The sequence below is a fragment of the Achromobacter sp. HZ01 genome, from assembly GCF_003267925.1.
Taxonomy (GTDB): Bacteria; Pseudomonadota; Gammaproteobacteria; order Burkholderiales; family Burkholderiaceae_B; genus Achromobacter; species Achromobacter pulmonis_A.
In genome coordinates this window covers 524,052-544,462 of the sequence record NZ_LWKV01000001.1, presented here as the reverse complement: position 1 = coordinate 544,462, position 20,411 = coordinate 524,052, and the positions used below count along the sequence as shown (strand labels likewise).

Here is a 20,411-nt window from a genome sequence, read left to right as displayed (position 1 = left end):
CGTCAGTCCAGCATGGCTTCGGCTTCGATCTCGACCAGCCATTCCGGCAGCGACAGGCCGCTGACAATGATCCAGGACGACGGCGGCGGGTCCTGAGGGAAACGGTCGCGCAGCGCCTGGGCGATCACCTCCTGGTCCTCGCGCACCGTCTCGCAGATGTAGATGCGCAGCATGATGACCTGGTCCAGCCTGCCGCCCGCGGCGGCCAGCACGCGCTCGACATTGTCGAGCGCGGCCTCGGTCTGCCCCTGCAGGCCGGGGCTCACCGTGCGCGCCTGGGCGTCGACGCCCACCTGGCCCGACAGCAGCATGCGGCGCTGGCCGGTCACGATCACGGCCTGGCTGAAGCCGTACTGCACGGAGTCGAATACGGTATCGGGATTGACGACGGTTCGGGACATGGCCTGCTCCTGGGACACTCGGGTCCCGCCATTCTATCTGCCCGGGTCCCGGCGCCGCCGCGCGCAGGCCATGCGGCCCTTGCCGCACCCGCGATTTGCGGCCGGCCGGCGACGCGCATACCATCGGCCCCCATCGATTTCCCGTTCAATCATTTTCATGCAAGGCGGACAGACCGCGTGAACACCCGCACACCCTCCGGCACGCCCCGGGTCACAGGCGCCTCCTGGGCGGCGCTGCTGCGCGGAAGCAACGCGCTGCGCTCCATTGCGCTGGCCGGCGGCGTGGCGCTGCACGCCATCAACGTGTATGTCGTCACCACCATCCTGCCCAGCGTGATCCAGGACATCGGCGGGTTGGAGTACTACGCCTGGAACACCACGCTGTTCGTGGTCACGTCCATCGTCGGGTCGGCGCTGTCGGCCCGGCTGATCGAGGCGCTGGGGCCGCGCGCCGCGTACCTGCTGGCGGTGCTGGTGTTCACGGTGGGATCGGCGGCCTGCGCGCTGGCGCCGTCCATGCCCTGGCTGCTGGCCGGGCGCAGCGTGCAGGGCCTGGGCGGCGGCATCCTGTTCGCGCTCAGCTACGCGCTGATCCGGCTGGTGTTCGAGCCGGCGCTGTGGTCGCGCGCCATGGCGCTGGTGTCCGGCATGTGGGGAGTGGCCACCTTGTGCGGCCCCGCCATCGGCGGCATCTTCGCGCAGGCCGGGCACTGGCGGCTGGCCTTCTGGGCGCTGCTGCCCGCGGCGGCGGCGCTGGCCCTGATCGTGGCGCTGAAGGTGGGCGGCAAGAGCGCCTCGCGGCCGGCCAGGCCGACGTCGCTGCCCTGGTCGACGCTGGGCCTGCTGGTGGTCAGCGTGCTGGCGATCACCGCGGCCAGCCTGTCCACCAGCCTGGGCTGGAACCTGGCGGGCATCGCCGCCGGGCTGGCGATCGCGGCGCTGATCGCGGCGGTGGATACGCGCGCCGCCAAACGGCTGCTGCCCACCGGCGCCTACCGCATCGGTTCGCCGCTGGGCGCGCTGTACGCGCTGATGTGCCTGGTGGTGGCGGCCATCACCACCGAGATCTTCGTGCCGTACTTCCTGCAGGTGATCCACGGCATGTCGCCGCTGGCCGCCGGCTACATGACGGCCGCGATGGCGGCGGGCTGGACGCTGGCCGCCATGCCCAGCTCGACCCGCAGCGGGCCGGCCGCCGACTTCCTGGTGCGCCTGAGCCCGGCCGTCATCCTGGCCGCGCTGGCCGCACTGGCCCTCATGACGCCGCGCACGGCGCTGTTGCAGTCGCAAGCGGGGCTGGCCGTCTACGTGCTGGCGCTGGCCGGAGTCGGCTTCGGCATCGGCCTGAGCTGGCCGCATCTGCTGACCCGCATCTTCAACGCGGCGCCGCCCGGCGAGGAGACCCTGACCTCCTCGTCCATCACCACGGTGCAGTTGTACGCCACGGCCTTGACCGCGGCGCTGGCCGGCGTCATCGCCAACAGCGCGGGCCTGGCCGATCCGGGCGGCGTCACTGGCGCGCAGCGCGCCGCGCAATGGCTGTTCGGCGCGTTCGCGCTGGCGCCCGCCGCGGCCCTGCTGCTGCAGGCGCGGATCGCGCGCCGGCGCTAGCGGGCCGGTCCGCCAAAGGCGGTATGGAAGCGCGCGGGCGGGTTTGCTACGCTGCTCCTACCTGGAGGGTACCGGCCATGAACAATGGAATCCGCGTGCTGTGCGTGCAGCCATCGTCGTTCTCCGCGCGTTTCGCGTTCCTGGGGATCGCGCTGCGATGGACGCTGGGCGCCACGCCGCGGCCCGCCAGGCTGCTGATCGGCCCCCACGACCTGGAGCCGCTGGGCTCCGAGGCCGACTTCTGGAGGTTCGCGCTGCGCCATGCGTGCGCCAGCCGCTCCATCCTGATCACCCGGGGCGGCCGCTGGGACGTGACGGCCTCGGTCGACGGCGACGAAGTCCGCGCCTTCGGACGCAAGTTCGCCCTGCGCCATTGCCTGTTCTGAGGTCAGGCGTCCTGCGGCGGCTTGCGGTGATACAGCGCCAGTTCCTCGGCGGTCCAGCGCTGCCGCGCCTCTTCCTGGCAGCAGCTGCGGAACACCAGCGCCCCCACGTCCAGGAAACGCTTGAGGTCGGCGTCCGACAGCTTGGCCTGCACCTGTATCAGGCAATCCGCGTAGGCGGACAGTATCCCGTCCCAATGGTCGAACCTGCCCGGCGCGACGGGCTGCGTGATCATGCGCGCCATCATTTCACTATGATCCATGCTCTGACCCTCTCGGACGCCCCGCCGCCGCCATGAGCGCCGGCGTAGGGGCCGCCCGCCCCGTCAGCAAGCGCCATGCCCGGACGGGGATCAGCGCGCGGCGGGCTGGCGCTGGACCTGGCCGTCCGGCGCGCGGCCGCGCAGCAGCGCGTCGGGATAGGCCTGCAGGTAGTCCGCCAGCTCCCGTAGCGAGCGGGCCGCGCGCGCCAGCTCCTGCAAGGCCGTGCCGGCGCTGACCGGCAGGTCGCCCTCGGGACTGAGCACGCCGCCGACCGCCGCCAGCGAACGGCTGGCCTGCTTGAGCACGGTCTGCGCCTGCGGCGCCAGGCTGGTGTCCAGCCGCCTGACCAGGCTGGCCGTGCCGCGCAGCAACTGGTTGAGTTCCGTGCCCAGCGCCTCGAACGGCACCCGCTCCAGCTTGGCCAGGATGCTGTTGACCTGCTGCTGGAGCTGGTCCAGGTTGTTCGGCACGGTGGGGATCAGCGGCCTGGGCTCCATCTTGAACGCCACCGGCTTGGCGTCGGGAAACACCGCCACCGCGACGTACAGCTGGCCGGTCAGCAGGTTGCCGATGCGCAGCTGCGCGCGCATGCCGCGCTCGATCATGGCGCTCAGCAGCTTGCCGCTGGGATGCTCCAGCGAGGAGCCGGAGTATTCGCGGATCTCGCCCACGGTCTTGGCGCCCAGGCGCTCGAGATACAGCGTGGCGCCGACCATCGCATAGAACTGGTTGGTCTCGCGGTCCAGCTCCAGGCCGATGGAATCGACCTGTCCGATGGTGGCGCCATAGGCGTCGATGGGCGCGCCGACCGTCAGGCCGCGCACCGACTGGTCGAAACGCATACGGATATGCAGCGGCACGCCGTCGGGCTGGGCCCGCGCGGCGCTCTCGGATGGGAAGATGACGAATTCGTCGTCGGCCTTGGCGACCACCCGTTCGCGCTGCTCGATCGTATCGAAGGCCACGCCGCCCACGATGACCGACAGCAGCGATTGCGAGCGCATCTGCAGGCCGCGCGCGTCCACGCTGAAGTCCACGCCGCTGGCGTTCCAGAAGCGCGTGGCCGCATTGACGTAGGCGTCGTTGGGCGCGTCGATGAACACCTGCACGTCCACGCCTTCGCCGGTGCGGTCGAGCTGGTAGCCCACCACCTGCCCCACCGGTATGCGCCGGTAGTAGACCGGCGAGCCCACGTCCAGCGAACCCAGATCGCGGGCCTTGAGCGTGTAGCGCTTGCCGGCGCGGTCCTGCGTGACTTCGGGCGGGATCTCCAGGCCTGTGAAGGTCGATTGCGGCGTGTGCCGCTCATTCTTCGGGTCCGGGCGGCTGGCGGGATCGACGCCGATGTAGGCGCCCGACAACAGGGTGCCCAGCCCCGACACCCCGCTCAGGCCGAGGCGCGGGCGCACCACCCAGAACCGGGTGCCTTCGCGCAGCAGGCTGGCGGCTTCCTTGTCGAGGCGTATGGTGACGATGACGCCGGAATGGTCGGGGTTGAGCGCCACCCGTTCGACCAGGCCGACATTGACCTCTTTGTAGCGCACCTGCGTCTTGCCGGCTTCCAGGCCTTCGGCGGTCTGGAAGCCGATGGTGGCGGTGGGGCCCGCCTCCATCCAGACGCGCACCACCAGCAACAGGCCGCCGACCGCCGCGATGATGGGCACCAGCCAGATCCATGACAGGCGACGCCGTTTGCGCCCGGCGGCTGGCGCATGGGCGGAGGCAGGGCCGGGCTCAGGCATAGAGAACGCTCTCTGTAGTATCCATCCGGACGCGCGGGCAAGATCCGTCCCAAGAATCGCCCCCCGCCGCCCGCCACGCAAGTAAGGGAAATCCCGAGGCCGGGGTTCGCGGTAGGATAAGCGTCCCTAAAAGCAGAAATACAGCAGGAATATCCCGTGACTCTCGAAATCCGCCCCGCCGCCCCTACGGACGCGGCCCAGATCCATGCCTTCATCACCGAACTCGCCATCTATGAGCGCGCCGCCCACGAGGTGATCGCCAGCGTCGAGGACGTGCGGCGCACGCTGTTCGCCGAGGGCGCGCCGGCCAAGGCGCTGATGTGCCTGCTGGATGGCAAGGTGATCGGCTACGCCGTGTACTTCTACAGCTACTCGACCTGGCTGGGCCGCAACGGCATCTACCTGGAAGACCTCTACGTCACGCCGGAACACCGCGGCATCGGCGCCGGACGCGATCTGCTGCGCCACCTGGCGCAGGAAGCGGTGGCCAACGGCTGCGGCCGGCTGGAATGGAGCGTGCTGGACTGGAACGAGCCGGCCATCGATTTCTACCGCTCGATCGGGGCGCTGCCGCAGGATGAATGGGTGCGCTACCGCCTGGCCGGCGAAGCGCTGCAGAACTTCGCGCAGGGCCGGCGCTGAGCGGCCGGCTCAGAATTCCGGCAGGTCGAACAGCGTGTGCAGCGTGGAGCTGGGCACGGGCACGGACGCGAGATGCTCGCGTCCGTCATCGTCGACCAGCACGCGCACCGGACGCGAGGCCACGCTCATGCCGTCCAGGCTCATGGCGGTCTCGACCTGGGCGCCGTCCTTGATGAGTTCGATGACTTCCGAAGCCGCCGCCGTCACCGGCTCGGTGACCCAGCCGGGCACGCCGCGCTCGGCCTGCCCCCAGCGCACATAGGCCACATGCCCGCTGACGGGCTCCTTGCGGACGGCGACGATTACATACAAAGACATCCGGGCCTCCCTGATAGAACGTGGCCAGGATCGTATAACAACTTGGCGCGGCCATGACGGCCGCCGGGCTCAGGGTTCGATGTCGATCGGGGCAAAGGATTTCACCAGGTCGTCCAGCATCTTCAGCTGGGTGAGGAAGGGCTCCAGCTTGTCCAGGGGCAATGCGCTGGGGCCGTCGCATTTCGCGTTCCTGGGATCGGGATGCGCCTCCAGGAACAGGCCCGCCAGCCCGACCGCCATGCCGGCGCGCGCCAGTTCGGCGACCTGCTCGCGGCGTCCGCCCGAGGCCGCATCCAGCGCCGAACGCTGCTGCAGCGCGTGGGTCACGTCGAAAATCAGCGGGCGGTTGCCGGTCACCTTTTTCATGACGCCGAAGCCCAGCATGTCCACCACCAGGTTGTCGTAGCCGAAGCAGGTGCCGCGGTCGCACAGGATCAGCTTGTCGTTGCCGGCCTCGGTAAATTTTTCCACGATGTTCAGCATCTGGGTCGGGCTGAGGAACTGCGGCTTCTTGATGTTGACCACGCGCTGCGTCTTGGCCAGCGCCACCACCAGGTCGGTCTGCCGGGCCAGGAAGGCCGGCAGCTGCAGGATGTCGGCGACCTCGGCCACCGGCGCGGCCTGCCAGGGCTCGTGCACGTCGGTGATGACCGGCACGCCGAAGGTCTGCTTGACCTCTTCGAAAATGCGCATGCCCTCTTCCAGCCCCGGACCGCGGTAGGAATGGATCGAAGAACGGTTGGCCTTGTCGAAGGACGCCTTGAATACGTAGGGGATGCCCAGCTTGCGCGTCACGCGCTGGTATTCCTCGCAGGCGCGCAGCGCCAGCTCCCGGGATTCCAGCACATTGATGCCGCCGAACAGCACGAAGGGCAGATCGTTGGCGCAGTTGATGGAAGGGGAAATGACGACTTGCGGCGCGGTCATGGCGGGTGAATCCTGTAGAGATGTAGCGGGTGATAGTGCGTAATGTACAACCTTGGCCGGCGCGGCTCAGGCGTTGCCGGTGTCGGAAGTCCAGCTGGCCGAGAAGGTCTGCGGCAGCAGGCTCAGGCTGCCCACCAGCTTTTCCACGCGCTCGTCTTCCTGGCGCATGGAATAGACCACGGCCGTCACCTCGGAGCGGCCGGCGTCGCGCTGCTGGCTTTCCACGCCGCGCAAGCGCAGGCTGTGCTTGCCCAGCGCGTTGAGCAGTTCGGCGCGCACCAGGGCTTCGTCGGCCGACGCGCAGGTCAGCGCGATGTTGTAGTAGCGTTCCTCGGTTTCCGCCTCGGGCACGTAGCGGTCGACCAGCCTGGCGCCGCCGCGCAGCACGACGTTGGTCACCAGGATCAGCGCCGCCACCGCGCCGGACTCGGCCAGAAAGCCGTAGCCCGCCAGCACGCCGACGGCGCCGGTGGCCCAGATGGTGGCCGCGGCGCTCAGGCCGCGGATGGTGAGTCCGTCGCGCATGATGAGGCCCGCGCCCAGGAAACCGATGCCGGTCACCACCTGGCTGCCCAGGCGCATGTCGCTGCCTGCGTCCAGCAGCGCCGGCAGCGCGGTGTAGGCGGCCGCGCCCAGCGCGACCAGCGCGTGCGTGACGACGCCGGCGTAGTTCTGGCGCCACTGGCGCTCCAGGCCGACGGCGGCGCCCAGCAGCATGGCCAGCGTGAGATGGGTGGCGATGGAAAGTCCGGTCATGGCAGGCTTGAGGTGACGGCAAGCCTGCCATTATCGCCCGCGTCCGGGCGCTCCGGACGCCGGCCGCTTACTCCTGGCCCGGATCGCTCACCAGCCGGTAGGCGATGGCGCCGATGATGGCGCCGACGATGGGCGCCACCCAGAACAGCCACAACTGCTCCAGCGCCCAGCCGCCGACGAACAGCGCCGGTCCGGTGGAACGGGCGGGATTGACCGACGTGTTGGTCACCGGAATGCTGATCAGGTGGATCAGCGTCAGCGCCAGGCCGATGGGAATGGCGGCGAAGCCGGCCGGCGCCCGCTTACTGGTGGCGCCCAGGATCACGAACAGAAAGCCCGCGGTCATGACGATTTCGGTAATCAGGGCCGACGCCATCGAATACTTGCCCGGCGAATACGCGTCATAGCCGTTGGCCGCGAAATGGCTGCCCTTCAGGTCGAAACCCAGCTTGCCGCTGGCGATGCAGGCCAGCACCGCGGCCGCCGCGATGGCGCCGAGCACCTGCGCGATGACATAAGGCAGGATTTCCCTGGCCGGAAAACGGCCGCCCGCCACCAGGCCGACGGTGACCGCCGGATTGAAATGGCCGCCCGAAATATGGCCGACGGCGAACGCCATGGTCAGCACCGTCAGGCCGAAAGCCAGCGCCACGCCGGCGAAGCCTATGCCCAGTTCGGGAAAACCGGCGGCCAGCACCGCCGCCCCGCAGCCGCCCAGCACCAGCCAGAACGTGCCGAAGAATTCCGCGCCGCAACGCTTCGATAGCGAATACATTTCCACTCCCCAAAAACGAAAACCCAACGGTATCGCGCGGCGGGAATTGCAACGTTAAAGCAATGCAAATCTTGACAGTTCTTGTTCGCGGCCCGAGCGCCGGCAGCTCCGCCCCACACAAGGTAACGGCGCGAAAAGGCTTCGGGGATCGGCCGGATGGGCGAACCCATGGCGGCCCCATCGGTCCTGCGGCTTGCAATAAATATTTAAACAGGCACACTACGGCCATTCGAAAGTATGGCCTTGCCACGCAAGGCCTCATCCGGCCGGCTGCAAACCCCTTGCGGCCGAGTCTGCGGTAGGAGTGCGCGGTGTCTGATGTCCGGGACATGAATCCTCTTCATCAAAACAGGCGGGTGCCGTCACGGCCCGCTGCCGCCTTGCCGATGCCCTCCCCGCGCCACCTTCCCCGCGCAATCGCGTCTGCCGCCATGCGGTAGCGATCGGCCGCGGCCGTTCCTCGCGGAACCGGCCGTCCGGCTTCCCTCCCCCTTCTGATTCCGTTTCCCGTCTTTCGCGGCCGCATGCGCCGTGAGGACTTTCTTCGTGCAGACCCGTCAAGAGGCCGACACACCCATAGACCGACTCAAGGAGCGTCACATGCGGTTAATCACCGACCAGGAACTCAACACCATGTCCACCGAGAGCAAGCGCCGCCGGCACCAGGAGCTGGATCGCAAGCTCGTCGTCGCCAGCCAGCGCGGCTGGTCCTGCGTGCAACGGATCGAGGCCAGCCGCGCCAAGGTCCATGCCGCCATTCAGCGCGACGTCGAACTGGGCCGCGACACCGAGGCCAAGGTCGACAAGCGGCGCGTGCGCGCCCGCGCGGCCAGCTAGCCCGGGCGGCCAGGCAGGGGATGCGGCGACTGGCAACGGGCCGCATTCTCCTGCGGGCCGCCGCTGGTCCAGCGCTGCACGTCGCGGATCAGGTATTGCAGGAATTGCGCGTAGGCCCGGTCCAACGCCCGCATCCAGGCGCTGTCGTCATGCCTGACGCAGGAGGCGCGCACGGCGCAGTTCAGCGTTTCCGCCAGGAGGCCGACGGTTGCGCCGGACATCCGGAAACAGATCGGCGCCTGGCAGGAATGCCGGTGAGCATCGCGCAGCGCGTCATCGCGCGCCTGCGCCGTGGCCTGCGTATCGGCCGCGACCCGCAGCAGCAGGTTCAGTAGTTCGCACCAGTCCGCCAGCAACTCGTGCACGGCACACCTCGCGGGGAACGCGTACGGACGCTCGGATTCGGGGCGCGCAGATCGATGACATCCAGAAATGCAGCGTACTTGAGTGCCACGGAAGGCTCTCCTTATCGTGCTGTTTATGGGCAAGCATCCACTGAAGAGCGCGACGATATAGCAAAAATCGGGATATTCGCACTGGCGTATACCCGTAAGGGGGCGTCCCGACTTGCCTTGCCCGGCGCCCCACCTTCGATAGCGCGAGGGCACATTAAATGTATGCACAAAAAATCGTTGCACCCTTTATTTTCTGTACATACAATAAATAAATGATCATCACCTTCGACACCGCCAAAGATCTGAGCAATCAGCGCAAGCACGGCGTTTCGCTGGCGGCCGCTGAATGGTTCGAATGGGATGAAGCCCTGGTGCGCGAGGACATGCGCCGAGAGTACGGCGAGCGCCGCATGATCGCCTTGGGCTATATCGATGTGCGCCTGTATTGCGTGGTGTACGTGGACCGCAACGACGAACGGCGCATCATCAGCCTTCGCAAGGCAAACTCGAGAGAGGTGAACCTGTATGCCGAAACTTAAGCCGGGGACGATCGTTCCCAACCGCGAAGAGGACGAGGTCATTAACCGTGGCATCGCCGCCGATCCGGACACCTACGAACTCGGAGCAGCCGACCTGAAAAAAATGACACGAGTCGGACGTCCCAAGGCAGAGATCACGAAAGAGCGGATCTCGATCCGGCTGTCACCCGACGTGCTGGCGTTGGCCAAAGGCAAAGGAAGCGGCTGGCAAACCCGGATAGACCAAAAGCTACGTGCGGCCTACAGCCCCAAGATCGCGTACATCGGCGGCTCGATGGACGGTATCCAACTGTACGTGGCGGGACATCCGAAGACTGCAATGGTCCAATATAAGGGCGCCGACGATTTTCCGGCCGACCCGTTGCGACTGGAGCAGTACGTGCGCAGGACGATCAGCCGCAAGATTGGCGACCACACCGAGCAGCGCGATTTCTTCGTGCTCAAGGGGATGACAGACAGTGAGGCAAAGAAACTCGCCGAAAAGCGCCCCCTGCTTTGGCATGACGACGAAGTGCAGGTGGAGGAGCAGGACGGAGTGGCCATCGTTCATGGCCTCCCCTGATGCTCCCCGGGACGCTACGAAATACAGGCAGCAAGGAATCCGCCAGCTGTCGAAAAGAAAACCCCCGAGGCATTCGACGCCTCGGGGGTTCTCGGGGTGCTGTAGACACTGTTGGCGCACCGCTGTGCGCACCGCCAGACAGCGTCAGACAATAAGTGGTGCGAAGGAGGGGACTCGAACCCCTACACCTGTTACGGCGTCAGGACCTAAACCTGGTGCGTCTACCAATTTCGCCACCTTCGCAAAGCCAAGCCCGCTATTGTAGCTTGCTTGTTAAAATCTTGCGTCATGAATCCGCGCCTCGATGCCCTACACCCCTATCCGTTCGAAAAACTGCGGGCTTTGCTGGCTTCGGCCGCCCAGCAGCCGGACGGCCTGACGCCCATCAATCTGTCGATCGGCGAGCCCAAGCACGCCGCGCCGGAGCGCATCGGACAGGCGATCCGCGACAGCCTCGCGGGCCTGTCGGTCTATCCGTCCACCAAGGGCGACCCGGCGCTGCGCCAGGCGATTTCGCAGTGGCTGGCCAGCCGCTACAGCATTCCGGCGCCGGACCCGGAAACCCAGGTGCTGCCGGCGCTGGGCTCGCGCGAGGCGCTGTTTGCGTTCACGCAGACCGTCATCGACCCGTCGGCCGGCTCGGTGGTGATCTGCCCCAATCCTTTTTATCAGATTTACGAAGGCGCCGCGCTGCTGGCCGGGGCCACGCCCTACTTCGTGAACGCCGACCCGGTGCGCGATTTCGGCAGCGACTGGAACCGGGTTCCGGCCGAGGTCTGGAAGCGGACGCGCATGGTTTTCGTCTGTACGCCGGGCAACCCGGCCGGCAACGTCATGTCGCTGGACGACTGGAAGACGCTGTTCGAGCTGTCCGACCGCCATGATTTCGTGATCGTCTCGGACGAGTGTTATTCCGAGATCTACCTGGACGAAGCCAATCCGCCCCTGGGCGGCCTGCAGGCGGCGCGCCGCCTGGGCCGCGACGACTACCGCAACCTGGTGGCGTTCTCCAGCCTGTCCAAGCGTTCCAACGTGCCGGGCCTGCGCTCGGGCTTCGTGGCGGGCGACGCCGCCCTGATCGGCCGTTTCCTGCTGTACCGGACGTATCATGGCAGCGCGATGAGCCCGCTGGTGTCGGCGGCCAGCATCGCCGCCTGGACCGACGAGGCCCACGTCAAGGACAACCGCCGCATGTACCGCGAAAAGTTCGACGCCGTGGTGCCGATCCTGCAAAACGTGCTGGACGTGACCCGTCCGCAGGCCTCTTTCTACCTGTGGGCGGCCACGCCCGGTTCGGATACGGCGTTCGCGCGCGACCTTTACGGCCGTACCGGTGTTACCGTGCTGCCGGGCAGCTTTCTGGCGCGCGAGGCGCACGGGACGAATCCCGGCCAGGGCCGCATCCGCATCGCCCTGGTGGCCCCTTTGGCCGACTGCGTGCAGGCGGCCGAACGCATTGCCCATTTTGTGCATACTTCTGTTTGATCAACCCTTAAAAGCTGAGCCGCTATGACTCTCGACCTGCAGACCACCATCGAACAAGCCTGGGAAAACCGGGCCAACCTGTCGCCCACCGACGCCAGCGCCGAAGTGCGCGAAGCGGTCGAGCACACCATCGACGGCCTGGATCTGGGCCGCCTGCGCGTGGCCGAGAAGATCGGCGACGACTGGGTCGTGCATCAGTGGATCAAGAAGGCCGTGCTGCTGTCGTTCCGCCTGAGCGACAACGCCATCATGGGCCAGGCGCCGCTGCAGTTCTACGACAAGGTGCCGCTCAAGTTCTCGGAATACGGCGACAACGCCTTCAAGCAGGGCGGCTACCGCGTGGTGCCGCCGGCGGTGGCGCGCCGCGGCGCCTACATCGCCCGCAACGTGGTGCTGATGCCCTCCTACGTGAACATCGGCGCCTACGTCGACGAAGGCACGATGGTCGACACCTGGGCCACGGTCGGTTCGTGCGCCCAGATCGGCAAGAACGTGCACCTGTCGGGCGGCGTGGGCATCGGCGGCGTGCTGGAGCCGCTGCAGGCCAACCCCACCATCATCGAGGACAACTGCTTCATCGGCGCGCGCTCGGAAGTCGTGGAAGGCGTGGTGGTGGAAGAGAACTCGGTGCTGGCCATGGGCGTGTTCCTGTCGCAAAGCACCAAGATCTATGACCGCGCCACCGGCAAGATCACCTACGGCCGCGTGCCTTCGGGCTCGGTGGTGGTGCCCGGCTCGCTGCCGTCGGCCGACGGCACGCACAGCCTGGCCTGCGCCGTCATCGTCAAGCGTGTCGACGCGCAGACCCGCGCCAAGACCAGCATCAACGATCTGCTGAGGGCCTGATGAGCACACCCGCGTCGGCCTGCGCCGTACTGGATCTGGTCAAGGACCTGATCGCCCGCCCGTCGGTGACGCCCGCCGATGAAGACTGCCAGGCCACGCTTGCCGCGCGCCTGGAGCGCATCGGCTTCAAGTGCGAAACCATCGCCCAGGGCGGCGTGACCAATCTGTGGGCCCGGCGCGGCAGCGCCGCGCCGCTGGCGGTGTTCGCCGGCCACACGGACGTGGTGCCCCCGGGGCCGCGCGAGAAGTGGGAGAGCGATCCGTTCGTGCCCACCGAACGCGACGGCTACCTGTACGGCCGCGGCGCGGCCGACATGAAGAGCTCGATCGCCGCCTTCGTGGTGGCGGCCGAGGAATTCGTGGCGGCCAATCCGCAGCATGGCGGCTCCATCGCGCTTTTGATCACGTCCGACGAGGAAGGCCCGTCGATCGACGGCACCGCCATCGTCTGCGACGCGCTCAAGGCGCGCGGCGAGCAGCTGGACTACTGCATCGTGGGCGAGCCGACCTCGGGCGAGGCGCTCGGCGACATCTGCAAGAACGGCCGCCGCGGCTCGCTGTCGGGCAAGCTCACGGTCAAGGGCATCCAGGGCCACGTGGCCTACCCTCACCTGGCGCGCAACCCGGTGCACCAGCTGGCGCCGGCGCTGGCCGAGATCGTCGCGATCGAATGGGACCAGGGCAACGAGTACTTCCCGCCCACCACATTCCAGGTGTCCAACCTGAACTCGGGCACCGGCGCCACCAACGTGGTGCCGGGCGAGGCGGTGGCGCTGTTCAACTTCCGCTTCTCCACCGCCAGCACGCCGGACGGCCTGAAGGCGCGCGTGCATGAGGTGCTGGACCGCCACGGCCTGGAATACGCGCTGGACTGGGAGCTGGGCGGCGAGCCTTTCCTGACCCCGCGCGGCACGCTCAGCGAGGCGCTGTCCTCGGCCATCAAGGACGAGACCGGCGTGACGACCGAGCTGTCGACCACCGGCGGCACGTCCGACGGCCGCTTCATCGCCAAGATCTGCCCGCAGGTGATCGAGTTCGGCCCGTGCAACGCCACCATCCACAAGGTCAACGAACGCGTCGAGATCGCCTCGCTCGCGCCGCTGAAAAATATTTACCGGCGCACGCTGGAAAACCTCCTGCCCGCCAAGGCGTAATCCGTCCCGCGCCGATCGCGCGGGCCCTGCGCCCCTCGGGAGACGCCGTTTCCCGAGGGGCGAATTCATCAAGAATGCCAGCCATGCAACCATCCGCCCGCCTAGAACTGCTGACCCTGCGCGACCTGATCCGTTACGGCGTCTCCCGGCTGAACGCCGCCGGGGTGGCGCTGGGCCACGGCAGCGACAACGCCTGGGACGAGGCGGTATACCTCGTCCTGCACGCCCTGCACCTGCCGCTGGACACGCTGGAACCCTTCCTCGACGCCCGCGTGCTCGACAAAGAGCGCGCCCGCGTCCTGGACCTGATAGACCGCCGCGTGACCGAGCGGCTCCCCGCCGCCTACCTGACCAACGAGGCCTGGCTGCGCGGCCACCGCTTTTACGTGGACCAGCGCGTCATCGTGCCGCGCTCGCCGATAGCCGAACTGCTGGACCAGGGCCTGGCGCCCTGGGTCGCGGACCCGGCCGAGGTCGGGCGCGTGCTGGACATGTGCACCGGCTCGGCTTGCCTGGCCATCCTGGGCGCGCTGGCGTTTCCCCATGCGCAGGTGGACGCGGTGGACGTGTCCTCCGATGCGCTGGAGGTGGCGCGGCGCAATGTCGAGGACTACGGGCTGGAGGACCGGCTGGCGCTGCACCAGAGCAATCTGTTCGAAAGCCTGCCCGCGCAGCGCTACGACGTCATCATCTGCAATCCGCCGTACGTCAACAGCGGCTCGATGGAGGTGCTGCCCGAGGAATACCGCCACGAGCCGCAGCTGGCGCTGGCCGGCGGCGCCGATGGCATGGACCTGGTGCGCCGCATCCTCGAGGCCGCCCCGCGCTACCTGAGCGAGAACGGCGTGCTGGTGCTGGAGATCGGCCACGAGCGGCCTTTCTTCGAAGCGGCCTTCCCCGAACTGTCGCCCATGTGGCTGGATACCGAGCAGGCGTCCGACCAGATCCTGCTGTTTACCCGTGAGCAATTGACAACGTGATACGCGCTACTGGATTGACCCTGCGCCGGGGCACGAAAGTGCTGCTGGACGGCGCCGAATTCGTCGTGCACCCGGGCGAGCGCGTCGGCATCGTCGGCAAGAACGGCGCCGGCAAGTCGTCCCTCTTCGCGCTGCTGACCGGCGCGCTGGACGTGGACGCCGGCACGCTGGCCATGCCGGCCGGCTGGCGCATCGCCAGCGTCAAGCAGGAAATCGAGGCCGACGAGCGCCCGGCGCGCGAGTTCGTCATCGACGGCGACGTGCATCTGCGCGAGCTGCAGGCGCGCCGCGCGGCGCTGACGGACGAGCAAGGCACGCAGATCGCCGAGGTCGAGGCGGCGCTGGTGGAAGCCGGCGCCTGGAGCGCGGCCTCGCGCGCCGAGCAGCTGCTGGCCGGCCTGGGCTTCAAGCCCGCCGAATGGATGCAGCCGGTGGCGAGCTTCTCGGGCGGCTGGCGCATGCGCCTGGCGCTGGCGCGCGCGCTGATGGCGCCGTCCGAACTGCTGCTGCTGGACGAGCCCACCAACCACCTGGACCTCGACGCCATGCTGTGGCTGGAGAAGTGGCTGGGCGCCTACCCCGGCACCGTGATGCTGATCTCGCACGACACCGAGTTCCTGGACGCGGTGGCCAAGTCCATCCTGCATTTCGACCACGCCAAGCTGGTGCGCTACCGCGGCGGCTACGGCGACTTCCTGACGCAGCGCGCCGAGCGCCTGCGCCAGAGCAACATCGCCTACGAACGCCAGACGCGCGAAGCCGCGCGGCTGCAAGGCTTCATCGACCGCTTCAAGGCCAAGGCCTCCAAGGCCAAGCAGGCGCAAAGCCGGGTCAAGGCGCTGGCCCGCATGCAGGTGCTGGCGCCCCTGCAGGCCGAGGCCGGCATCGACATCCGCATCCCGTCGCCCGAGCAGGTGCCCGACCCGCTGCTGACGCTGGAGCACCTGTCGGCCGGCTATACCGACGCGGCCGGCAATGCCGTTCCCATCCTGCGCGACGTGACGCTGATGGTGCGCGCCGGCAGCCGGGTGGGCGTGCTGGGCGCCAACGGCGCCGGCAAGAGCACGCTGATCAAGACGCTGGCCGAGGAACTGCCGGTGCAGGCCGGCGAGCGCCGCGCCTCGCGCGGGCTGGCCATCGGCTATTTCCACCAGCACCAGCTCGACATGCTGGACGTGGACAGCACACCCATCGCCCACCTGGCGCGCCTGGCGCCCGAGGCGCGCGAGCAGGAGCTGCGCAACTACCTGGGCGGCTTCGGCTTTTCAGGCGACACGGTGACCAGCAAGGTCGGCCCCATGTCCGGCGGAGAAAAGGCGCGCCTGGCGCTGTCCCTGATCGTCTGGCAGAAGCCCAACCTGCTGCTGCTGGACGAGCCCAGCAACCACCTGGACGTGGAAACCCGCGAGGCCCTGGCCACCGCGCTGGCGGACTTCGGCGGCAGCATGCTGCTGGTGTCTCACGACCGGCACCTGCTGCGCACCACGGTGGACAGCTTCTGGATCGTGGCCGACGGCGCGGTGCGCGAATTCGACGGCGACCTGGAGGACTACCGCGACTGGCTGGCCGCGCGCAACGCCGGCGAACGCGCCGAAGCGGCGCGCGAGAACGCGGCCAACGGCGAGCCCGTCATCGACCGCAAGGCGCAGCGCCGCGCCGAGGCCGAACAGCGCCAGCGCCTGTCGGCGCTGCGCAAGCCGCTGGAAGCGAAACTCGCCAAGGTGGATGCCGAGATGGAAAAACTGCGCGCCAAGCTGCAGGCGCTGGACGCCGTCATCGCCGACCCGGACCTGTATTCGGACGCACGCCGCGCGGAACGCCAGAAGGTCATGGCCGAGCATGGCGAGCACGGCAAGCGCATGGACGAGCTGGAAGAGCAGTGGCTGGAGATCCAGGGCTCGCTCGAGGAGATCGAGCAGTCGGAGCCTTGAAGGGATGGCGGCTTGCGCCGCCTTACGAATAAGGGCGTTCGCGCAGCCGGGTATGGTGCGCGACCACCGTATCGATCACTTCGTGCAGTATGTTTTCGGCCAGTTCGGGCGGCACGCCCGCTTCCTCGGCCAGGCGCCGGATGCGCGCGACCTGCTGGGACTCGCGCCGGGTGTCGAGCAGGTCCATGCCGTGGGCCTGCTTCAGTTCGCCGATCATGTCCGTGCAGCGAAAGCGCACGCCCAGCAGCAGGATGATCTGCTGGTCGATCTCGTCGATCTCGGCGCGCAGCGACGCCAGCTCGTCTTCGGGGGATTCGTGCTCGGCCATGTTTTTCAACCCTGAACGATATCGAGTTTCGCGATGCCCAGCGCCAGGGTCTTGGCGCCCACGTCGCGGAACTGGATTTGGGCCTGGGCGTCCTGTCCTGCGCCGCTCAGGCCGATGATCGTGCCCTCGCCGAACCGCGCGTGGCGCACGCCCTGACCTACACGATACTGCTTGTCGCCCACGGTGACGCCGCTGGCCACGCTGCGCGGTTGACGCGGCGCAATGGTGTTGGTGGGCTTGCGTCCGAACGCGTCGCCGCGGTTGCCGCCGCCCCAGCTCGCGCTGGTGGCGCCGACCTGCGCCAGGCCGGCCTTGGGGGTCAGCCATTTCAGGTGCTGCTCCGGAATTTCGTCCAGGAAGCGCGAGCGCATCGCGTAGCGCGTCTGGCCGTGCAGCATGCGGCTTTGCGCCAGGCTGATGTACAGGCGCTGGCGGGCGCGCGTGATGGCCACGTACATGAGGCGGCGCTCTTCTTCCAGCCCGGACGGCTCGAGGATGCTGTTCTCGTGCGGGAACAGGCCCTCTTCCAGGCCGGTGATGAAGACCGCGTCGAACTCCAGGCCCTTGGCCGCGTGCACGGTCATGAGCTGCACCGCATCCTGGCCCTGCTGGGCCTGGTTGTCGCCGGCCTCCAGCGCCGCGTGCGACAGGAACGCCGCCAGCGGCGTCAGGCCGTCGCCGCCGATGGCCGGCGCGTCCACCACGCCCGGCATGAGCGTCGAGGAAGCGTCCTGCTCGGGCACGACGCCGGCCGGCAGGCCGTCGTAGTTTTCCTCGGACGCGAACACGGCGGCCGCCGTGATCAGTTCGTTCAGGTTTTCCAGGCGCTCGGCACCTTCGCGCTCGGCCTTGTAATGGGCGTTCAGCCCGCTGGCCTCGAGCATGTGTTCGACCATCTCCGGCAGCGGCAGGTCGCGCGTTTCCTCGATCAGGCGGTGGATCAGCTGGGCGAACTGCGCCAGGTTGGAGCCGCCCTTGCCGCCCACCAGGGCCACCGCCGAATACAGGCTGGTGTCATGGGCGCGCGCGGCGTCGGCCAGCTGCTCCAGCGTGCGCGCGCCGATGCCGCGGGTCGGGAAATTCACCACCCGCATCCACGAGGTGTCGTCGTGCGGGTTGGCCATCAGGCGCAGGTAGGCCAGCGCGTGCTTGATTTCCTGGCGCTCGAAAAAGCGCAGGCCGCCGTACACCTTGTAGGGAATGCCGGCCGAGAAGATGGCGTGTTCCAGCACCCGCGACTGCGCGTTGCTGCGGTAGAGCACGGCGATCTCGCGGCGCAGGCTGCCGTCGCGGATCAGCGCGCGGATCTCGTCGACGATCCATTGCGCCTCCATGCCGTCGGACGGCTGCTCGATGACGCGCACCGGCTCGCCCTCGCCCTGCTCGGTCCAGAGATTCTTGCCCAGCCGGCCGGTGTTGTGGCCGATCAGCGCGTTGGCCGAATCCAGGATGTGGCCGTAGGAGCGGTAGTTCTGCTCCAGGCGGATCACGGTGCCGCGCGCGTAGTCGCGCTCGAAGTCGGCCATGTTGCCGACGTTGGCGCCGCGGAATGCATAGATGGACTGGTCGTCGTCGCCCACCGCGAAAATGGCGGCGCCGCCGCCGGCCAGCAGTCGCAGCCACTTGTACTGCAGCGTGTTGGTGTCCTGGAACTCGTCGACCAGGATGTGGCGGAAACGGCGCTGGTAGTGCTCGCGCACGGGCGCGTTGCGCGACAGCAGTTCATAGGCGCGCAGCAGCAGTTCGGCGAAGTCGACCACGCCCTCGCGCTGGCACTGGGCCTCGTAGAGCTGGTAGATCTCGATCAGGCGGCGGCGGTGGGCGTCGTAGGCTTCGACGTCGGCCGGACGCAGGCCCTCTTCCTTGGCGCCGTTGATGAAGCGCTGCACGTCGCGCGGCGGGTACTTTTCATCGTCGACGCCGTTGGCCTTCATGAGGCGCTTGATCGCCGCGAGCTGATCGGTGACGTCCAGGATCTGGAAGCTCTGCGGCAGGCCGGCATCGCGGTGATGGGCGCGCAGCATGCGGTTGCACAGGCCGTGGAAGGTGCCTATCCACAGGCCGCGCATATCGATGGGCAGGATGGCCGACATGCGCGCCAGCATCTCGCGGGCGGCCTTGTTGGTGAACGTGACCGCCAGCAGCCCAAAAGGCGAGGCCTGGCCGGTTTGAATCAGCCAGGCCATGCGGGTGGTGAGCACCCGGGTCTTGCCGCTGCCCGCCCCGGCCAGGACCAGGGCGTGCTGCGGTTCTAACGTTACTGCGGCGCGTTGTTCAGGATTGAGCTTCTCTAGCATCATGCCGCGTAGCGGCGCAGACGTTGAGCGAATTGCTCGAGCCCGGCGATGCCGCTTTGCTGGGCGCGCTGGCACCAGGCCTGCAGATCATTGAGGAGCTGTTCGCTGCTGGCGCTGGAGCTTTCCCAGATGCGGCCGAGTTCGCGGCGCATCTGCACCAGCGTGGCCAGCGACTTGTTGCGGGCGATGGCCTGGTCCACGGCGGCAACCTGTTCGGGCTGGAGGATGTCCTCGTTGCGGTGGATGGCGCGGCGCACGCGGTGCAACTGGGTCCAGTCGCATTCGGCGCTGCCCTTCTTGCGCGAATCCTTCAGCTTGGCGAGTTCTTCGCGGGCGGCGCTCTTGATCACGTCCGCGTAGCGGGCCATGACTTCGTAGCGGTGCGTGATCACGCCCTGCAGGGTGCGCAGGTCGATGCCGGTGCGGCTGTCGTCCAGCTTGAGCTTGGGCGCGACCTTCTTGATCTTGGCCAGGCCGAAGAACTTCAGGATGTTGATGTAGCACCAGCCGATGTCGAACTCGTACCACTTGGCCGAGAACTTGGCCGACGTGCCGTGGGCGTGGTGGTTGTTGTGCAGCTCTTCGCCGCCGATCACGATGCCCCACGGGAACACGTTGGTGCTGGTGTCCGGGCTGTTGTAGTTGCGGTAGCCCCAGTAGTGGCCGATGCCGTTGACCACGCCGGCGGCCCAGAACGGAATCCAGGCCATCTGCACGGCCCACACCGTCACGCCGATGGCGCCGAACAGGGCGATGTCGATGGCGAGCATGGTCAGCACGCCCCACAGGCTGTGCTTGCTGTAGATGTTGCGCTCGAGCCAGTCGTCGGGCGTGCCGTGGCCGAACTTGGCCATGGTTTCCTTGTTGGACGATTCCTCGCGGTACAGCTCGGCGCCGCGGAACAGCACTTTCCAGATGCCGAACAGGATGGGCGAATGGGGATCGCCTTCCTTTTCGCACTTGGCGTGGTGCTTGCGGTGAATGGCAACCCATTCCTTGGTGACCATGCCGGTCGTCATCCAGAGCCAGAAACGGAAGAAGTGCATGACGGCTGGATGGAGATCCAGGCCGCGGTGCGCTTGGCTGCGATGGAGGAATACCGTGACCGAAACGATCGTGATGTGCGTCATCACCAGGGTGAACACGACGATCTGCCACCAGGTGGCTTGCGTCAGACCGCCGGCAATGAAGGAGAGGATGTAATCCATAAAGCTGTTATGAGCCTCGCTTGAGAAGTG

At 67.6% G+C, this 20,411-nt stretch carries 22 protein-coding genes and 1 tRNA gene; 11 read left to right on the top strand and 12 right to left on the bottom strand.

The window, feature by feature from the left end:
• Positions 1–2: 2 nt before the first annotated feature.
• Positions 3–401 carry a RidA family protein gene (locus A6B37_RS02590; RefSeq protein WP_102772104.1) on the bottom strand — a complete coding sequence of 133 codons (399 nt, stop codon included), beginning with the start codon at positions 399–401 and terminating at the stop codon, positions 3–5.
• Between the two features lie 177 nt (positions 402–578).
• On the opposite strand from A6B37_RS02590, the gene A6B37_RS02585 reads away from it, so the two are divergent.
• Together A6B37_RS02585 and A6B37_RS02580 are read left to right on the top strand one after the other, a co-directional pair.
• Positions 579–2,012, top strand: coding sequence for an MFS transporter (locus A6B37_RS02585; RefSeq protein ID WP_111824814.1), 1,434 nt, complete (start codon positions 579–581; stop codon positions 2,010–2,012).
• A 77-nt stretch (positions 2,013–2,089) separates the two neighbouring features.
• Positions 2,090–2,398, top strand: coding sequence for a hypothetical protein (locus tag A6B37_RS02580; protein ID WP_102772106.1), 309 nt, complete (start codon positions 2,090–2,092; stop codon positions 2,396–2,398).
• Positions 2,399–2,400: 2 nt separating this feature from the next.
• Here A6B37_RS02580 and A6B37_RS02575 read toward each other — a convergent pair whose 3' ends face one another.
• On the bottom strand, positions 2,401–2,658 hold the full coding sequence (locus A6B37_RS02575) for a hypothetical protein (protein WP_102772107.1): 258 nt from the start codon (positions 2,656–2,658) through the stop codon (positions 2,401–2,403).
• Positions 2,659–2,748: 90 nt separating this feature from the next.
• Entirely contained in the window at positions 2,749–4,401 is a 1,653-nt protein-coding gene (locus A6B37_RS02570) for an MlaD family protein (RefSeq protein WP_111824813.1), read from the bottom strand.
• Between the two features lie 156 nt (positions 4,402–4,557).
• Between A6B37_RS02570 and A6B37_RS02565 the strand changes: the two genes are divergently transcribed.
• Positions 4,558–5,043, top strand: coding sequence for a GNAT family N-acetyltransferase (locus A6B37_RS02565; protein WP_111824812.1), 486 nt, complete (start codon positions 4,558–4,560; stop codon positions 5,041–5,043).
• 9 nt (positions 5,044–5,052) lie between these two features.
• Here the strand turns inward: A6B37_RS02565 and A6B37_RS02560 are convergent, their stop codons facing one another.
• From A6B37_RS02560 to aqpZ, 4 genes are all read right to left on the bottom strand, one after another.
• Complete coding sequence (locus A6B37_RS02560) at positions 5,053–5,361, bottom strand: carbohydrate isomerase (protein WP_102772110.1); 309 nt, start codon at positions 5,359–5,361, stop codon at positions 5,053–5,055.
• Positions 5,362–5,430: 69 nt separating this feature from the next.
• Positions 5,431–6,288 carry a 3-deoxy-8-phosphooctulonate synthase gene (kdsA, locus tag A6B37_RS02555; protein WP_102772111.1) on the bottom strand — a complete coding sequence of 286 codons (858 nt, stop codon included), beginning with the start codon at positions 6,286–6,288 and terminating at the stop codon, positions 5,431–5,433.
• A 66-nt stretch (positions 6,289–6,354) separates the two neighbouring features.
• On the bottom strand, positions 6,355–7,044 hold the full coding sequence (locus A6B37_RS02550; RefSeq protein WP_111824811.1) for an MgtC/SapB family protein: 690 nt from the start codon (positions 7,042–7,044) through the stop codon (positions 6,355–6,357).
• Positions 7,045–7,111: 67 nt separating this feature from the next.
• Entirely contained in the window at positions 7,112–7,819 is a 708-nt protein-coding gene (gene aqpZ / locus A6B37_RS02545) for an aquaporin Z (RefSeq protein WP_102772113.1), read from the bottom strand.
• A gap of 600 nt (positions 7,820–8,419) precedes the next feature.
• Between aqpZ and A6B37_RS02540 the strand changes: the two genes are divergently transcribed.
• Positions 8,420–8,656, top strand: coding sequence for a toluene tolerance protein (locus A6B37_RS02540; protein WP_111824810.1), 237 nt, complete (start codon positions 8,420–8,422; stop codon positions 8,654–8,656).
• Here the strand turns inward: A6B37_RS02540 and A6B37_RS02535 are convergent.
• On the bottom strand, positions 8,653–9,021 hold the full coding sequence (locus tag A6B37_RS02535) for a hypothetical protein (RefSeq protein WP_146747988.1): 369 nt from the start codon (positions 9,019–9,021) through the stop codon (positions 8,653–8,655). The two genes, A6B37_RS02540 and A6B37_RS02535, sit on opposite strands and share 4 nt — an antisense overlap.
• A 302-nt stretch (positions 9,022–9,323) precedes the next feature.
• Between A6B37_RS02535 and A6B37_RS02530 the strand changes: the two genes are divergently transcribed.
• The gene (locus A6B37_RS02530) at positions 9,324–9,590 is read left to right on the top strand and encodes a BrnT family toxin (RefSeq protein ID WP_111824808.1); all 267 of its coding nucleotides are present in this window, start codon (positions 9,324–9,326) and stop codon (positions 9,588–9,590) included.
• Complete coding sequence (locus A6B37_RS02525) at positions 9,577–10,152, top strand: BrnA antitoxin family protein (RefSeq protein WP_111824807.1); 576 nt, start codon at positions 9,577–9,579, stop codon at positions 10,150–10,152. Before A6B37_RS02530 ends, A6B37_RS02525 begins: the two co-directional genes overlap by 14 nt.
• A gap of 156 nt (positions 10,153–10,308) precedes the next feature.
• On the opposite strand, the gene A6B37_RS02520 is transcribed toward A6B37_RS02525, so the two are convergent.
• A tRNA-Leu gene (locus tag A6B37_RS02520) sits at positions 10,309–10,395 on the bottom strand.
• Positions 10,396–10,440: 45 nt separating this feature from the next.
• On the opposite strand from A6B37_RS02520, the gene dapC reads away from it, so the two are divergent.
• The 5 genes from dapC (at position 10,441) to A6B37_RS02495 (ending at position 16,548) form a co-directional block, all read left to right on the top strand.
• Positions 10,441–11,637, top strand: a complete 1,197-nt coding sequence (gene dapC, locus A6B37_RS02515) for a succinyldiaminopimelate transaminase (RefSeq protein WP_168202103.1) — start codon at positions 10,441–10,443, stop codon at positions 11,635–11,637.
• A gap of 24 nt (positions 11,638–11,661) precedes the next feature.
• A complete protein-coding gene (dapD, locus tag A6B37_RS02510; protein WP_102772119.1) occupies positions 11,662–12,483 on the top strand; it encodes a 2,3,4,5-tetrahydropyridine-2,6-dicarboxylate N-succinyltransferase in 822 nt (273 codons plus the stop codon).
• Positions 12,483–13,637, top strand: a complete 1,155-nt coding sequence (gene dapE, locus A6B37_RS02505) for a succinyl-diaminopimelate desuccinylase (protein WP_111824805.1) — start codon at positions 12,483–12,485, stop codon at positions 13,635–13,637. The genes dapD and dapE overlap by 1 nt, the downstream gene beginning before the upstream one ends.
• An 83-nt stretch (positions 13,638–13,720) precedes the next feature.
• Positions 13,721–14,617: a 50S ribosomal protein L3 N(5)-glutamine methyltransferase gene (prmB, locus tag A6B37_RS02500; RefSeq protein ID WP_111824804.1), complete on the top strand. Its 897-nt coding sequence runs from the start codon at positions 13,721–13,723 to the stop codon at positions 14,615–14,617.
• A complete protein-coding gene (locus A6B37_RS02495) occupies positions 14,614–16,548 on the top strand; it encodes an ATP-binding cassette domain-containing protein (protein WP_102772122.1) in 1,935 nt (644 codons plus the stop codon). The genes prmB and A6B37_RS02495 overlap by 4 nt, the downstream gene beginning before the upstream one ends.
• A 22-nt stretch (positions 16,549–16,570) precedes the next feature.
• Here the strand turns inward: A6B37_RS02495 and A6B37_RS02490 are convergent, their stop codons facing one another.
• Genes A6B37_RS02490 through A6B37_RS02480 form a run of 3 tightly spaced genes read right to left on the bottom strand, consistent with a single transcriptional unit; the run spans position 16,571 to position 20,381 of the window.
• A complete protein-coding gene (locus A6B37_RS02490; protein WP_102772123.1) occupies positions 16,571–16,876 on the bottom strand; it encodes a chorismate mutase in 306 nt (101 codons plus the stop codon).
• 5 nt (positions 16,877–16,881) lie between these two features.
• Positions 16,882–19,176: a UvrD-helicase domain-containing protein gene (locus A6B37_RS02485; protein WP_111824803.1), complete on the bottom strand. Its 2,295-nt coding sequence runs from the start codon at positions 19,174–19,176 to the stop codon at positions 16,882–16,884.
• On the bottom strand, positions 19,173–20,381 hold the full coding sequence (locus A6B37_RS02480) for a fatty acid desaturase (RefSeq protein WP_111824802.1): 1,209 nt from the start codon (positions 20,379–20,381) through the stop codon (positions 19,173–19,175). Before A6B37_RS02480 ends, A6B37_RS02485 begins: the two co-directional genes overlap by 4 nt.
• Positions 20,382–20,411: the final 30 nt, after the last annotated feature.